This is a genomic window from Halalkalibacter oceani, assembly GCF_023715705.1.
Classification (GTDB): Bacteria; Bacillota; Bacilli; order Bacillales; family Bacillaceae_D; genus Halalkalibacter; species Halalkalibacter oceani_A.
This window is the reverse complement of the sequence record NZ_JAMBOS010000005.1, coordinates 192,854-207,816: the sequence shown is the minus strand read 5'-3', so window position 1 is coordinate 207,816 and position 14,963 is coordinate 192,854. Positions and strand designations below refer to the sequence as shown.

Sequence of the window (14,963 nt, the reverse complement as noted above, 5' to 3'; positions counted from 1 at the left end):
AGTGAGTACCGTGTCTTTTGCCGCGACGACAAAAAAAGAATTAACGCAGCTTGAACAAGAGGATTGTTGTGCAAAAGCGGAGCTGGCCGCACTCATTCGGATGAACGGGTCGCTTTCCTTTAATCAAAAGAAGCTCGTCTTAGATGTCACAACGGAAAATGCCGCGATCGCCAGACGGATTTATGTCTTGATCAAAAGATTATATGCTAAAATCTTTGTCGAGCTGCTTGTTCGGAAGAAAATGAGATTGAAAAAAAATAATGTCTATCTTGTGCGAATGAAGCATGAAGCGAAAATGCTCTTGGAAGACTTGGGCATTTTAGAGGAAGGATTCGTCATTGTCCGGACGATTTCAAAGGAAATCACGAAGTCCCCCTGCTGCAAGCGCGCTTATTTACGGGGAGCTTTTCTGGCAGGTGGATCTATTAATCATCCGGAAACGTCCTCTTACCATCTGGAGATCTTTTCTCTCTATGGCGAGCATAATCAATCATTATGTGAATTAATGAACGAATATCAATTAAATGCCAAAACGTTGGAACGTAAAAAGGGGTTCATCACGTATATAAAAGAGAGTGAAAAAATTACTGAGTTTCTCAGTATTATAGGAGCCCATCAAGCGTTGCTGTATTTTGAGGATGTCCGGATTATGAAGGATATGCGAAACTCAGTCAATCGACTGGTCAATTGTGAAACCGCTAATCTGAACAAAACGGTCGGAGCAGCGCTGCGTCAGGTTGAGAATATCCGTTTTCTCGAACGGGAAATCGGTCTGAATCAGCTTCCGCCGAAGCTGAGGGAGATTGCTGAGCTTCGCGTGGCGCATCAGGATGTAACGCTTAAGGAGCTCGGTGAAATGGTCGAAAGCGGGAAGGTGAGCAAGTCGGGCGTCAATCACCGGCTGCGCAAAATCGATGAAATTGCCGATAAGCTTCGCAATGGGCAACCGTTTACAGCAAAAAAATAAACTTATTAAGCTAAGGAGGAATACAATTATGGTGAAAAAAGAGGTAGTTGTTAAGAAAAAAACAGGATTGCAGGCAAGACCGGCTGCATTATTCGTACAGGAAGCCAACCGCTTTAACTCAGATGTTTACATTGAGAGAGACAGTAAGAAAGTCAACGCGAAAAGTATTATGGGTCTCATGAGCCTTGCCGTCGGCCACGGAGCGAAAATTACGCTTGTGACGGAAGGACGAGACGAAGAGGAAGCGCTGGAAGCGCTGGTTGCTTTCATCGAGTCCGAATAAAAAATGTCATGGCTTTGGAACCGGGCAAAAGGTAAAAGAACCTTTTGCCCGGTTCCTTTTATTATACCGATGATCGAATACTTGTATAAATCGAGCAACCTTCAGGCGGAGATAACCGTCCTATTCAAGAGGTGAGAGGATGAACCGTTTTTTGTATACAGGGCTTTTACTTGCGATCCTCGCGTTGGCCGCTTGTTCCTATGATTTTGAACAGGGGATCGCGAATGGCGATGTGATGAATGTGCACGGAGATGTCTATAATATGGCTATCTTGCACGCTTTTTTAGCAAATGTCGAGGAGAAGACGCCTGACCAGGTGCGGGTTGTTGAAGATACAAATGAAGGGGACCCCCTGTTATATGACTTAGATTTTGATGGAGAGAAAATAAAGGTTGAAATCGATCGTTCTCAGGATCAATACAGAGGCTCCGGGCCGGTAAAAACAGCAATGAGCTGTAAGGAAATCATCGTAGAAGAGCGCGAGAAGGAGGAAGATTTCTATCTGTTGAGCGGCTGTCAGTCAGGCGCGGACTTTGTCCTCGTCAGGCTGCGGAGAATCATCAACTAGCAGGACTGTGCTCGCCCGCATTCTTCGTCGTTTTTCTTCATGCAAAATTATGGTATTTTTAAAAGGTTGAAGAATGTTGAACGAGGAGAGGGCAGCTTATGAGAAAAAGAAGTCTTCCGCTAACCTATCAGATGATGTTATTTTCCAGTGGCTTAATTTGCCTGACGCTGCTTGTGATGGGGCTGGTGATCGGCTATGGACAGGCGGTGCAGACCAAGGAGGCACTTGCCAGCAAAGCAAGCCTAAGTGCGAGTCACTTTGCGAGAATGCCGCTCGTCGCTGAAGCGCTGGAGGCTGGTAAAGCGAGTGAGGAGCTGCGGGCGCTGGCAAAAAGCATCCGCGAAAGTCATCAGCTGCAATATATCGTCATCGTTGATATGGAAGGAATCCGCTTAACGCATCCGGTGGAAGAGCGGATCGGACAGCACTTTGTCGGTGGGGATGTCGCTGATGTACTGGAAGGAAAAACCTATACTTCGGAGGCGGTTGGCACGCTCGGACCGTCGATGCGGGCATTTGAGCCGGTGTTTCATCAAGGTCGGCAAATCGGCGCCGTTTCGGTCGGTATTTCAACTGAATTCATTGAAGGGGCTGTATGGGAAAGCATCCGCAGCACTTTTTTCGGAACGGCGATCAGTTTAATGCTCGGGCTGCTCGGCTCATATGTGCTGGCAAGCAGGCTGAAGCAGACTTTATTCAATCTTGAGCCGCGGGAGATTGCCAAGATGATGCAGGAGCGAGTGGCGATGCTGGAAAGCGTCGGAGAAGGAATCGTGGCGGTTAATGCCGATCAGACCATCATCATCACAAACCGGGCAGCCGAACGATTATTGCGAACGGCGGGCTATCACGGGAGCCTGGAGGGAGAACCGATCAGCCGGGTCTGGCCTGATCTGACGCTAGATACACAAATTACGAACAAGGAAGCCGTCTATGATCAGGTCGTGCAACTCGGGCAGCTTGAGATGATGACAAGCTCTGTGCCGGTGATTGTCGACGAGGAGTGCGTCGGCGCGCTGGTTACTTTCCGGGATCGCAACGAGCTTGATGCGGTGATGAAAAAGCTTTCCGGAGTAGAATCCTATGCGCATACGCTGAGAATGCAGACACATGAATTTATGAATAAACTACATATTATTGGCGCGATGGTTTATACGGAGTCATATGACGAGTTGAAAGACTATGTGGAACATCTTTCGCAAAACTATCAGAAGGAAACAGGACGGATCTCGGCCCATATTGATGATGTGGCGATTGCCGGTTTTGTCCTGACCCAAATTGAGAGGCTGGAGCATTCGAAGATCACAATTGAGCTGCGCGGGACCAGGAAGTGGCCGTCACTCGATGACCCGGTGATGGTCGACCGCTGGATTACGATTATTGGTAACAGCCTTGAAAACGCGGTTGAAGCGATGGTTGGCCAGACGAATAAGCAAGTAGAATTGACGTTCGAGGTTGAAAACGGGGAGCTCGTTTATCAGCTTCGTGACAACGGCCGTGGTTTTCCACAGGAGAGCTTGCCCTTCCTGCTGGAAAAAGGAGTTTCCACGAAGGGAATAAACAGAGGGTACGGAATGTCGATTATGACCAAGGCGATCGAAGCAGCGGATGGGAGTTTCCATGTCGCATCGGAGCCAGGAGTGGGAACGATCATTCGCGTCAGCATGCCGGTAACGGCATATAAAAACAAAACAGGGGATGAGCAGCATGATTAACATTGTAGCGGTTGAAGATGATCCGCTTGTTGCTAAATTTCACCGCAAATATGTCGAGAAGGTTGAAGGCTTTATGTGGCTTGGCAGCGCCTCGACTATTGAAGAGGGCGAGCTTCTTGTCAGGAAGCCGGAAGTCGATCTGGTGTTGCTTGATATTTACATTCATGAACAAAACGGTCTCGATCTTCTAAAAAAAATCAGGGCGCACAATGTGAACGTCGATGTCATTCTGATCACATCAGCAAATGATCAGCACTCTGTGCAAACCGGCTATCGGTATGGTGTCGTCGACTATTTAATCAAGCCATTTACGTTTGAGCGCTTTCAGGAAGCGCTGCTGCATTATAAGGATGAGATGGCTCTTCCATCAGCACGTTTTCAGCAGGAGGAGGTCGACCGCTTTTTTTATCCGCGCCAGCCGGCACAGCCAAAGAGCAGCTACATTCTTCCGAAAGGAATTACGAAAGAAACGTGCGTGCGGATTATGGAGGCGATGGCGTCGCAGGAGGGCTGGAAATCAGCGTCGGAATTAAGCGAGATGGTCGGCGTGTCCCATGTGTCGCTGCGTAAATATTTACGCTATTTCGAGGAACAGAACTGGATCGAAAAGGATCTCGTCTACCACAGCTTTGGTCGTCCGCTCCAGCAATACCGCCTTCATGAAAGCGGAAAAAAAGCGTTGGAACAATCTGATTTCATTTAGTTAAAAAAACTATACAAAAGTTGTAAGATTTAAGAAAATGACTGTAAGCGATTTCATGAAAGGGAGATAAAAATGAACAATTTGCTTACGTCAACATGGAATAATCTCTGGAAGCAACATCAACGTACGAAAAACCTGTTAAACATATTTGCTTTGCATAAACAAGCGGGCAGTAAAACGAGTGCTGACGGCCAGGGGGGAGCGGATCAGTCCGTCGCCGGACGGGAGCCGGGGCCCCCTTCGGAAAAGCCGGCGCGTCCGTATTCGCAGGCCCAGCTTATCGGTCTTATCCTCGGACCTGCTTTGTTTCTGGCAACGATGCTGTTTTTTCATCCGGAAGGGTTGGCGCCTGAAGGAAAGGCTGTACTGGCTGTTACGCTTTGGATTGCAACATGGTGGATTACGGAAGCGATTCCCATTCCGGCTACGTCGCTCCTGCCATTGATTTTATTGCCGATCATGGGGGCGATGGAGGGCAGTGCGGTAGCATCTTCCTATGGAGATGACATCATTTTCTTATTTCTTGGCGGTTTCTTTATCGCTACAGCGATGGAGAAATGGAATCTGCATAAGCGGATGGCGCTGTTTATTATCGCTGTTATCGGCACGAGTACCCAACGGATTCTGCTGGGCTTTATGGTCGCGACCGGCTTTTTGTCGATGTGGGTTTCGAACACGGCCGCCGTCATGATGATGATTCCGATGGGGCTGGCAATCACAGCCCAAGTCGCTGATGTACTGAAAGGGAAACCGGATGAAAAAGAACTGCCGAAATTTGAAAAATCGCTTATTTTCAGCATTGGCTACGCCGGTACAATTGGCGGACTGGGAACGTTAATCGGTACACCGCCGAATATTATACTTGCCGGTCAATTAGAGCAGCTGTTTGGGATAACGCTTTCTTTTGCGACATGGATGTTATTTGCTGTTCCGGTTGTCATCGTGATGCTTATTTTCACTTGGCTTTATTTAAGCAAGTCCGCCTTTAAAGTGACTCTGACTCAGCTGCCTGGCGGAAAAGAATTAATTCAGCAGGAGCGGCAAAAGCTTGGCAGGATAAAATATGAAGAACAGATGGTCAGCGCTGTCTTTATTTTTGCGGCCTTTATGTGGATTTCACGCAGCTTTCTCTGGTCGGAAGGCGGAATTTATGTGATTCCGGGTCTTTCAGACGGGATGATCGCTGTCCTGGCTGCGGTCCTGCTCTTTACGATTCCGACACGCTTGAACGGCGGACGTCTCTTAACATGGAAAGATTCACGTGATATTCCGTGGGGCGTGCTGCTTCTGTTCGGTGGGGGGCTCGCCATTGCCTCCGGTTTCAGAGAAACCGGATTATCAGATTGGATGGGTGAGCAGCTGACTGTGCTTGATGGCCTGCACTTGATCGTCATTATTACTGCGGCGACATTGCTGATCATGTTTATGACGGAAATCACCTCCAATACCGCGACGGCAACGATGATTCTTCCTGTCGTGGCAGCGTTGGCTCTTGCTTTAAATATCCACCCATTCGCGCTGATGATACCTTGTGCGATGGCGGCCAACTGTGCGTTTATGCTGCCGGTCGGTACACCGCCAAATGCAATCATTTTCGGAACAGGGAAGCTGAAAATAATCGAGATGGCGCGGGCCGGTTTCGTCGTCAATCTCGTCGGTTCCGTTCTGATTGTGGCCAGTGTCTATGTTTTAGTCCCACTCGTCTGGGGCATTGATCTAACGACAATCCCGGCCGAACTACTGCAACGTTGATCTCAAAAGGTGCTTTTCCTTTTGAGATCAACGTCAAGCAGCGAGAGCAGTCTTCGCAAGGGTTTTGAAGCAAGCAGGAAAGCGGGTTTGTTTCCTGCTTGCTGAGCGAAGAACGGAGCGGCTGCCAGCCTTGAGTCGGCAGGAGAAGAGGAAAAGGAAACTCAAAAGGTGCTTTTCCTTTTGAGATCAGCGTCAAGCAGCGAGAGAAGTCTTCGCAAGGGTTTTGAAGCAAGCAGGAAAGCGGGTTTGTTTCCTGCTTGCTGAGCGAAGAACGGAGCGGCTGCCAGCCTTGAGTCGGCAGGAGAAGAGGAAAAGGAAACTCAAAAGGTGCTTTTCCTTTTGAGATCAGCGTCAATCAGCGAGAGAAGTCTTCGCAAGGGTTTTGAAGCAAGCTTTCCTGGAAGCGAGGCCGAAGAATCGAACCCTGACTAATAAAACAAAAAGGAAAGTTCCGCACTTGGAACTTCCCTTTTTGTTTATTTTGTTGTTGCCGGGATAACCTGGTCGATCAAGCCGTATTCTTTTGCTTTTGCAGCGATCATGAAGTTATCGCGGTCTGTATCTTTGGCGATAACATCAATCGGTTGACCTGTACGTTCAGAAAGAATTTGGTTGAGCTTTTCACGCATTTCGATGATTCGGCGGGCGTGAATTTCAATATCAGACGCTTGCCCTTGCGTACCGCCAAGTGGTTGGTGAATCATAATTTCACTGTTTGGCAGGGCGAAGCGTTTCCCTTTCTCACCGGCTGCCAGCAGGAAGGCACCCATTGATGCGGCCATTCCGATACAAATGGTAGAGACATCCGGCTTAATGTATTGCATCGTGTCATAAATCGCCATACCGGCTGTGATTGAGCCGCCCGGGCTGTTAATGTAAAGCGAAATATCTTTTTCAGGGTCCTCGGCCTGCAGGAACAGGAGCTGGGCGACAATCGAGTTGGCGACATTATCGTCGATACCACTTCCGAGCATAATAATACGATCTTTTAATAAGCGGGAATAGATGTCATAAGCACGCTCTCCGCGGTTTGTCTGTTCAATAACTGTTGGAATTAAGTTCATTACTGTTTCCTCCTTAATGTTTGATCATCATGTGCAACTTCTATGTACATCATACCGAAATGGTCAAAGAAGGTCAAATGAGAACACTTCTTTTCTTCATAACTATTCCCTATCAAGCTAAATAAACCCTCCTTTCATGTTATCCGTTTTTCGTTTTTCTCAAACAGCAAAACCTCAGAGAGCGAAAAACAAAAAAACAGCCAAGCGGTTCACGCATTGTCGCAAGCTCTGTTGCATATTGATAAGAAAACGCTTTCATTGAAAAATATGCTATAATAAAAGTGGGAGGGGGTTTGGCATGGAATTTGGACTTTTTCAGCAGCAGTCAACAAGCCTCGTGATGACTCAGGAATTGAGTCAGGCGATTCGTTTATTGCAATATTCAGCCGCGGACCTGACTGAGTACCTCCAGGAGCAGGCGCTTGAAAACCCGTTACTTGATGTGCAGGAACAGCCTGATGATAAAGTGGTGAAAGAAGAGTTTCTCGATGTACACACCTACCCGGTCTATGAACCGTCAGGGCGGGAGGAAAGGATGTCTCCGCTTGATTATGCCGTCATTGACCGCAGAAGCTTAAATGATCATTTGCTTGATCAGCTCACCGAGCTGCGTCTATCTCACACAACGAAAAAAGTAATCACTTATTTTATTTATAGCCTGAGAGAAGACGGTTATTTTTCACGTCCTTTTGAAGAAGTATGTCAGGAGGCGAAATTAACCGTTGAACAGGGAGCAGAATTGCTAGAGATCTTGCAGCGCTTTGAACCGGCCGGGGTCGGCGCGAGAAGCCTGCAGGAATGCCTGTTGCTGCAATTGGAACGGTTGCCGCAGCGTCAGCCGTTGGCAGAAAAAATTGTCGGGCTGTATATGGAGGAATTCGCCAGACGGAAATGGAAAGAGGTGGCGCTTGCACTTGATGTGACGTTATATGAGATCCAGCAGGTCAATGATCTCATCCAAACACTCGATCCACGACCGGGCTTGCAGTTCAGTGCGGAGCCGATTCCATTTGTGACGCCAGAAATCAAAATTTTCCGAGAACAGGACCGGCTCCATGTTCAATTGAATGATGAGCTTATTCCGACGGTCCGTCTTAATACGCATTACGAACGGTTACTGCTCAGCTCTAAGGATCAGACTGCTTCAACTTATGCGAAGGAAAAGGTGCAGCAGGTACACTGGCTGATCCGGAGCATTCAGCAGCGACAGCAGACGATTATCAAGGTTGGCGAGGCAATTGCGAAGCACCAAGTTGATTATTTTCTCCATAATGGTGTGCTAAAACCATTGACGTTAAGGCAAATTGCCGATGAAATAGGGGTTCATGAATCGACGGTAAGCAGGGCGACCACAAATAAATACGCTGAAACCCCGCGGGGCGTCATCGAGCTGAAGGCGCTTTTCTCCTCGGCGGTGAAAGCGGGCAATGGCGACAGCACATCAAGCCAATCGATTAAAGAGCATATGAAGCAATTAATCGCGAAAGAAAATAAGCAAAAACCACTTTCTGATGCTAAAATAGTAGCTGAGCTTAAAGCGCGGGAAGGGATAACGGTTTCCAGAAGAGCCATCGCCAAATACCGCGACGAACTGGGGATTCCGTCTTCATCCAAACGAAAACGCTTTGAGTAAATGAATAAAAAGGGAGATCAGAACGGATGCTGGAGGTAGAACTGTTATCGAAAACGGAATGCCCGCTTTGCGATAAAGCAGTCGCAGTGCTGGAGGAGTTGAAACGGGACATTCCGTTTACGCTGACGATTATCGATATTTATCAGGATGATCAGTTATTGGAAGAGTATCAAATTATGATCCCGGTCGTCCGGATTGGAACGGAAGAAGTCGATTTTGGTCAGATTTCGAAAGAAAAGGTAAGGAAGCGTTTACTTGAAAGGCAAGAAACTAAGAAAGTCTAATCATTTTCTAATTGCTTTGAGGAAGGGCGTCGGCTCCGCGCGCCGCTTCTAAGAAAAACGAGCAGTGTTTTCTTGAAAAATTGAGTGAAATATAACTTGTCGCCCGGCCGTATCCTTGTTAAAATAAAAGCGTAGATAAGGATCTGGTCTTTTTTTGGCTTTATCGGGACGAAAAAAGTCTATGAGGGACATTTTATGTCCAACTGGGAGTGTGGCAGATGCAAGGATTATTGGATATCCAGAAGAAATTATTACCGGATCTGCTTGATGTGATGGTAAAACGCTATCGGATTCTCCATTATATTAAGCTGATGCAACCAATAGGAAGGCGCAGTCTATCTACAAATCTTCAGCTATCAGAACGGGTGTTGAGAGGCGAGGTGACCTTTCTGAAAGAGCAGGGCCTTGTGCACTTTGCGACCGCGGGAATGAGTGTGACTGAAGAGGGTGAACAGCTATTCAGCCAGCTTGAGGATGTGATGAAGGAGCTTTTAGGATTAAGACATTTGGAAATGAGTCTTTCCCAACAGCTCGGTGTCAAGCAGGTGCTTGTTGTAGCCGGAGATAGCGACGAGGATTCCTGGGTGAAGCGCGAAATGGGGCGCGCCTGTATTGGTGAATTAAAAGCAAGGCTGAGGCCAAAAGATGTCGTTGCCGTTATGGGAGGGACAACGTTGGCGGCCGTCGCGGAAATGATGACGCCTGATGCACAAACCCGTGAAGTTGTTTTTGTACCGGCGCGTGGCGGGCTTGGAGAGCAGGTTGAAAATCAGGCAAATACGATCAGCGCCGAGTTTGCGAGCCGGGCCAAGGCGCAGTACCGCCTGCTTCATGTGCCTGATCAACTTAGTGAAGATGCGTATGCTTCCCTTGTATTAGAACCGTCCGTGCAGGATATCCTAAAACTGATAAAGTCTGCTAGCACGGTTATTCATGGTATCGGTGATGCCCGGATGATGGCGGAGCGTCGGGATTCTTCCGGCTCGTTTATCGACAAGCTGAAACGGGAAGAGGCGGTAGCAGAAGCATTTGGCTATTACTTTAACCGGGCCGGTCAGCCGATTCATAAGCAACGGACGATTGGTCTTCAGCTGGATGACTTAGGTGATCACAAATATGTCATCTCTGTTGCCGGCGGGCGTTCGAAGGCAGAAGCGATTGCGGCCTATATGAAGTACCGGCCGAGCGACGTTTTAATTACCGATGAAGCAGCAGCAAAATCATTGCTGCGGGTCCCGGGGAGCGAATGAAGAAGGCAGAACTCCGTGTTGCGTCAGGAACAGCTGAATGAAATGCGGAGAATTGCAGCAGGTGCGGGGAACGGCAAGGCGTTCACTCCGCCTGATATACACAGAATTAGCCTTATACTTTTAGGAGGAATGTAAGATGACAACAAAAATTGGAATTAATGGTTTCGGCCGGATTGGTCGTAATGTGTTTCGTGCAGCATTAAAAAACCCGAATGTAGAAGTAGTAGCGATCAATGATTTAACAGATGCGAAGATGCTTGCTCATTTGTTAAAGTATGATTCTGTGCACGGTAAGCTTGACGCTGACGTGTCAGTGCAGGAAAATGCGCTGATTGTTAACGGACAGGAAATCAACGTTTCAGCAGAACGCGATCCGGCTAAGCTTGCCTGGAATGAGCGTGGCGTGGAAATCGTCGTTGAATCAACAGGCTTCTTCACAAAGCGAGCCGATGCGGCAAAGCATATTGAAGCAGGAGCGAAGAAGGTTATTATTTCTGCGCCGGCTTCCGATGAGGATATTACAATTGTTATGGGAGTTAACGAAGAGAAATATGATGCGGCCAGCCATCATGTTGTCTCCAATGCTTCTTGTACAACAAACTGTCTGGCACCATTTGCAAAAGTACTTAATGACAAGTTCGGCATTAAGCGCGGTATGATGACAACTGTTCACTCGTACACGAACGATCAGCAAATTCTTGACCTGCCGCACAAAGACTACCGTCGCGCACGTGCTGCAGCAGAAAACATTATTCCGACGACAACAGGTGCTGCGAAAGCCGTTGCGCTCGTATTGCCTGAGCTTAAAGGGAAGCTGAACGGTGGCGCAATGCGTGTTCCAACACCTAATGTTTCACTTGTTGATTTAGTAGCAGAGTTGAATCAGGAAGTAACAGCCGAAGAAGTCAACGCGGCATTCCAGGCGGCGGCAGAAGGTCCGTTAAAAGGCATTCTTGCTTACAGCGATGAGCCGCTTGTTTCTGGAGACTACAATGGCAATCCGGCATCTTCGACAATCGATGCTCTTTCCACGATGGTGATGGAAGGAAACATGGTCAAGGTTATCTCTTGGTACGATAACGAATCCGGCTATTCACACCGTGTAATTGATCTTGTTGAATATATGGCAAAGCAAGGTCTATAATCAAGTAGACGGATGCAGAGAGGAGAAAAATAATTCTGCCTCTCTTTTTCCGCTGTTTGCAGAACGTTTTTTAATAAGGAGGTTAGCGGCTTGAACAAATTAACATTGCACGATTTGGAGCTGAAAGGAAAAAAGGTTTTCTGCCGAGTAGACTTTAACGTCCCGATGAAGGATGGGGTCATTACAGATGAAACCCGGATCCGGGCTGCCCTTCCGACGATTGACTATTTAATCGGACAAGGGGCGCGAGTCTTGCTCGCTTCGCATCTCGGCCGCCCAAAAGGGGAAGTGGTGGAAGAGCTGAGACTGGCCCCTGTCGCCACGCGCTTGGGCGAATTGCTTGGAAAAGACGTCAAGATGGTTACGGAAGCTTATGGACCGATTGCCCAGGAAGCAGCAGCGGCATTACAGGACGGCGAAGTCGCACTTCTGGAGAACGTCCGCTTTTATCCGGGGGAAGAGAAAAACGATCCTGAACTGGCAAAAGCCTTTGCCGAACTGGCAGACCTGTATGTCAATGATGCGTTTGGCGCGGCACACCGGGCTCATGCCTCGACAGAAGGGATTGCCCATCATCTTCAGGCGGCGGCCGGCTTTTTAATGGAAAAGGAGCTGGATGTGCTTGGCAGGGCGCTGTCCGATCCTGAGCGGCCATTTACAGCGATTATCGGCGGGGCCAAAGTAAAGGATAAAATTGGTGTGATCGATCACCTGCTTGATAAAGTCGACCATCTGATCATCGGCGGCGGTCTGGCCTATACTTTTGTCAAGGCACGTGGTCATGAGGTTGGGAAATCATTGCTTGAGGAAGATAAAATTGACCTTGCCACATCATTTATGGAAAAGGCGAAGGCGAACGGTGTACAGTTCCATTTACCGCTTGATGTAACCGTAGCCGATGATTTTTCTGATGATGCGAATAAAAAAGTGGTAGATATTGATGCAATTCCCGCGGATTGGGAGGCGTTGGATATCGGACCGAAAACGATTGATACATATCGTAAGGTCATCGAACAATCGAAGCTCGTCATTTGGAATGGGCCGATGGGCGTCTTTGAGCTTGATTCATTTGCAAAAGGAACGAAGGGTGTGGCTGAGGCGCTTGCGGCGAGTACGGACACGTATTCGGTCATCGGCGGTGGAGATTCAGCCGCTGCGGTGGAAAAGTTCAAGCTTGCTGATAAAATGAGTCACATTTCAACCGGTGGCGGGGCGTCACTGGAATTTATGGAAGGCAAGCAGCTTCCAGGTGTTGTGGCATTAACGGATAAATAAGGCAGGAAAGAATTAAAAGAGGTGAAATGATGCGTAAGGCAATTATTGCAGGAAACTGGAAAATGAACAAAACGCTCGGTGAAGCGAAGCAATTTGTGGAGGAAGTAAAAGGGAGCATTCCTTCAGCGGCAGCGGTCGATGCTGTCGTCTGTGCACCGGCTCTTTTTTTGGAAAGCCTGGTGAACGAAGCAGCCGGAACTGATTTGAAGATTGGCGCGCAAAATGTTCACTTTGAAGAAAGCGGCGCGTTCACAGGAGAAATCAGCCCTGTCGCTTTGGCTGATATGAAGGTGGACTATGTGATTATCGGCCACTCGGAGCGGCGTGAGATGTTTGCTGAAACGGATGAAACCGTCAATAAAAAGGTGAAAGCTGCTTTTGCCCATCAGTTGATTCCGATTATGTGCTGCGGCGAGACCGATGCGGAACGTGAAGCAGGAAAAACGAATGATGTTGTCAAATCTCAAGTAGAGGCTGGCCTGAACGGTCTCAATGAGGAGCAAATTAAGCAAACGGTGATTGCTTATGAGCCAATCTGGGCGATCGGTACCGGGAAATCATCCTCTGCCGATGATGCGAATGAAGTGTGCCGCTATATTCGTCAAGTGGTGGCTGAACAGTTTTCCGCAGAAGCTGCACAGGCAATCAGAATACAGTATGGCGGAAGTGTAAAACCTGCTAATATAAAAGAGTATATGGCTCAATCTGACATTGATGGGGCGCTTGTTGGCGGGGCGAGCCTGGAACCTGCTTCATTCGTCGCATTATTGGAGGCGGCTCAATGAGTAAGAAGCCGGTAGCTTTGATTATCCTTGATGGCTTTGCGATCCGTGATGAAGTCATTGGCAACGCGGTGGCGCAGGCCAGAAAGCCGAATTTTGACCGTTTTTGGGAGCAGTACCCGCATGCGACGCTGGAAGCCCAGGGCGAAGCGGTTGGTTTGCCGGAAGGACAGATGGGAAATTCGGAAGTGGGTCATTTAAACATCGGTGCCGGACGGATCGTCTACCAAAGCTTGACGCGGGTCAATCTCTCCATTCGGGAAGGTGAGTTTTTTGAAAATGAAACCTTTTTGAATGCGATGAACCATGTGAAAGCGAAGAAACGAGCATTACATATTTATGGCTTACTTTCTGACGGGGGCATTCACAGTCATATTGATCACTTGTTTGCTTTGCTTGAGCTGGCGAAAAGAGAACAGGTTGAAAAGGTCTATATTCACGGGTTTCTTGATGGACGTGATGTTGGACAAACATCGGCCGAAGTCTATGTGCGCGGTCTTCAGGAGAAGCTCGATGAACTGGGTCTTGGCGAAATCGCCTCCCTGCACGGCCGCTATTATGCGATGGATCGCGATAAGCGCTGGGAGCGCGTCAACAAATCGTACCGCGCGATGGTGTATGGCGAAGGGCCAACCTACAGTGACCCGCTTGAGGTCATCACGGATAGCTATAAAAATGGGATCTTTGATGAGTTTATCATTCCGTCGGTCATCACCCGTGAAAATGGCGAGCCGGTAGCGACGGTTCAGGACGATGATGCGGTGATCTTTTTCAACTTCCGTCCCGACCGCGCGATTCAAATGTCACAAGTGTTTACAAACGATGATTTCCGCGGCTTTGACCGGGGAGAGAAGCAGCCAAAACGGCTCCATTATGTCTGCCTGACTCATTTCAGCGAAACGGTCGACGGCTTTGTCGCGTTTAAACCGACGAACCTCGATAACACGCTTGGTGAAGTGCTGTCGCAGCAGAAGTTTACCCAGCTGCGAATTGCTGAGACGGAAAAGTATCCGCATGTTACCTTCTTTTTTAGCGGAGGACGTGAGGAGCCGTTTCCGGGAGAGGATCGGATTTTAATTGATTCGCCAAAGGTGGCGACATATGATTTGCAGCCGGAGATGAGCGCCTATGAAGTGACGGAGGCGCTGCTTGCCGATATTGAGGCCGATCGCCACGATGCGATCATCTTAAACTTTGCCAACCCTGACATGGTCGGACATTCCGGCATGCTGGAACCGACGATAAAAGCGGTGGAAACCGTTGATGAGTGTCTAGGCCGGATCGTCGACGCGATCATGGCTAAGGGAGGCGCGGCTATCATCACGGCGGATCACGGCAACGCTGACGAGGTTGAGACGTTGGATGGCAAGCCGATGACCGCCCATACGACGAACCGTGTGCCGGTTATCGTGACCGAAAAAGGAGTAACGTTGCGCACGGATGGAATTTTAGCCGACCTGGCTCCAACGTTGCTGAAGCTACTGCAGGCTGAACAACCACCTGAAATGACAGGAAAGCCATTGTTTTAATTCGATAAACTAAA

At 48.4% G+C, this 14,963-nt stretch carries 14 protein-coding genes; 13 read left to right on the top strand and 1 reads right to left on the bottom strand.

Going from position 1 to position 14,963, the window contains the following annotated elements; translation table 11 throughout:
- The first annotated feature begins 10 nt into the window (after positions 1 to 10).
- From whiA to M3212_RS07445, 6 genes are all read left to right on the top strand, one after another.
- On the top strand, positions 11 to 967 hold the full coding sequence (whiA, locus tag M3212_RS07470) for a DNA-binding protein WhiA (RefSeq protein ID WP_251193325.1): 957 nt from the start codon (positions 11 to 13) through the stop codon (positions 965 to 967).
- Between the two features lie 28 nt (positions 968 to 995).
- Entirely contained in the window at positions 996 to 1,250 is a 255-nt protein-coding gene (locus tag M3212_RS07465) for an HPr family phosphocarrier protein (protein WP_251193324.1), read from the top strand.
- Between the two features lie 139 nt (positions 1,251 to 1,389).
- On the top strand, positions 1,390 to 1,818 hold the full coding sequence (locus tag M3212_RS07460; protein ID WP_251193323.1) for a DUF4362 domain-containing protein: 429 nt from the start codon (positions 1,390 to 1,392) through the stop codon (positions 1,816 to 1,818).
- Between the two features lie 98 nt (positions 1,819 to 1,916).
- Positions 1,917 to 3,533, top strand: a complete 1,617-nt coding sequence (locus M3212_RS07455; RefSeq protein WP_251193322.1) for an ATP-binding protein — start codon at positions 1,917 to 1,919, stop codon at positions 3,531 to 3,533.
- Complete coding sequence (locus tag M3212_RS07450; protein WP_251193321.1) at positions 3,526 to 4,236, top strand: response regulator; 711 nt, start codon at positions 3,526 to 3,528, stop codon at positions 4,234 to 4,236. Before M3212_RS07455 ends, M3212_RS07450 begins: the two co-directional genes overlap by 8 nt.
- Before the next feature lie 72 nt (positions 4,237 to 4,308).
- Positions 4,309 to 5,988 carry an SLC13 family permease gene (locus M3212_RS07445; RefSeq protein WP_251193320.1) on the top strand — a complete coding sequence of 560 codons (1,680 nt, stop codon included), beginning with the start codon at positions 4,309 to 4,311 and terminating at the stop codon, positions 5,986 to 5,988.
- A gap of 476 nt (positions 5,989 to 6,464) precedes the next feature.
- Here M3212_RS07445 and clpP read toward each other — a convergent pair whose 3' ends face one another.
- Positions 6,465 to 7,052, bottom strand: a complete 588-nt coding sequence (clpP, locus tag M3212_RS07440; protein ID WP_251193319.1) for an ATP-dependent Clp endopeptidase proteolytic subunit ClpP — start codon at positions 7,050 to 7,052, stop codon at positions 6,465 to 6,467.
- A 298-nt stretch (positions 7,053 to 7,350) separates the two neighbouring features.
- On the opposite strand from clpP, the gene rpoN reads away from it, so the two are divergent.
- The 7 genes from rpoN (at position 7,351) to gpmI (ending at position 14,949) form a co-directional block, all read left to right on the top strand.
- A complete protein-coding gene (gene rpoN, locus M3212_RS07435) occupies positions 7,351 to 8,685 on the top strand; it encodes an RNA polymerase factor sigma-54 (RefSeq protein ID WP_251193318.1) in 1,335 nt (444 codons plus the stop codon).
- Positions 8,686 to 8,711: 26 nt separating this feature from the next.
- Positions 8,712 to 8,969 carry a glutaredoxin family protein gene (locus tag M3212_RS07430; RefSeq protein WP_434084035.1) on the top strand — a complete coding sequence of 86 codons (258 nt, stop codon included), beginning with the start codon at positions 8,712 to 8,714 and terminating at the stop codon, positions 8,967 to 8,969.
- Positions 8,970 to 9,187: 218 nt separating this feature from the next.
- Positions 9,188 to 10,219 carry a sugar-binding transcriptional regulator gene (locus M3212_RS07425; RefSeq protein ID WP_251193317.1) on the top strand — a complete coding sequence of 344 codons (1,032 nt, stop codon included), beginning with the start codon at positions 9,188 to 9,190 and terminating at the stop codon, positions 10,217 to 10,219.
- Between the two features lie 136 nt (positions 10,220 to 10,355).
- A complete protein-coding gene (gene gap, locus M3212_RS07420) occupies positions 10,356 to 11,363 on the top strand; it encodes a type I glyceraldehyde-3-phosphate dehydrogenase (protein WP_251193316.1) in 1,008 nt (335 codons plus the stop codon).
- Between the two features lie 90 nt (positions 11,364 to 11,453).
- On the top strand, positions 11,454 to 12,638 hold the full coding sequence (locus tag M3212_RS07415; protein ID WP_251193315.1) for a phosphoglycerate kinase: 1,185 nt from the start codon (positions 11,454 to 11,456) through the stop codon (positions 12,636 to 12,638).
- A gap of 29 nt (positions 12,639 to 12,667) precedes the next feature.
- On the top strand, positions 12,668 to 13,423 hold the full coding sequence (gene tpiA, locus M3212_RS07410; RefSeq protein ID WP_251193314.1) for a triose-phosphate isomerase: 756 nt from the start codon (positions 12,668 to 12,670) through the stop codon (positions 13,421 to 13,423).
- Positions 13,420 to 14,949, top strand: coding sequence for a 2,3-bisphosphoglycerate-independent phosphoglycerate mutase (gene gpmI / locus M3212_RS07405; RefSeq protein WP_251193313.1), 1,530 nt, complete (start codon positions 13,420 to 13,422; stop codon positions 14,947 to 14,949). Before tpiA ends, gpmI begins: the two co-directional genes overlap by 4 nt.
- The last annotated feature ends 14 nt before the right edge of the window (positions 14,950 to 14,963 follow it).

Coding starts and splice junctions, on each gene's coding strand:
- M3212_RS07425 (WP_251193317.1), top strand. CDS start 9,188: ATGCAAGGATTATTGGATATCCAGAAGAAATTATTACCGGATCTGCTT.
- rpoN (WP_251193318.1), top strand. CDS start 7,351: ATGGAATTTGGACTTTTTCAGCAGCAGTCAACAAGCCTCGTGATGACT.
- gap (WP_251193316.1), top strand. CDS start 10,356: ATGACAACAAAAATTGGAATTAATGGTTTCGGCCGGATTGGTCGTAAT.
- tpiA (WP_251193314.1), top strand. CDS start 12,668: ATGCGTAAGGCAATTATTGCAGGAAACTGGAAAATGAACAAAACGCTC.
- M3212_RS07430 (WP_434084035.1), top strand. CDS start 8,712: ATGCTGGAGGTAGAACTGTTATCGAAAACGGAATGCCCGCTTTGCGAT.
- clpP (WP_251193319.1), bottom strand. CDS start 7,052: ATGAACTTAATTCCAACAGTTATTGAACAGACAAACCGCGGAGAGCGT.
- M3212_RS07445 (WP_251193320.1), top strand. CDS start 4,309: ATGAACAATTTGCTTACGTCAACATGGAATAATCTCTGGAAGCAACAT.
- M3212_RS07455 (WP_251193322.1), top strand. CDS start 1,917: ATGAGAAAAAGAAGTCTTCCGCTAACCTATCAGATGATGTTATTTTCC.
- M3212_RS07450 (WP_251193321.1), top strand. CDS start 3,526: ATGATTAACATTGTAGCGGTTGAAGATGATCCGCTTGTTGCTAAATTT.
- M3212_RS07460 (WP_251193323.1), top strand. CDS start 1,390: ATGAACCGTTTTTTGTATACAGGGCTTTTACTTGCGATCCTCGCGTTG.
- gpmI (WP_251193313.1), top strand. CDS start 13,420: ATGAGTAAGAAGCCGGTAGCTTTGATTATCCTTGATGGCTTTGCGATC.
- M3212_RS07465 (WP_251193324.1), top strand. CDS start 996: ATGGTGAAAAAAGAGGTAGTTGTTAAGAAAAAAACAGGATTGCAGGCA.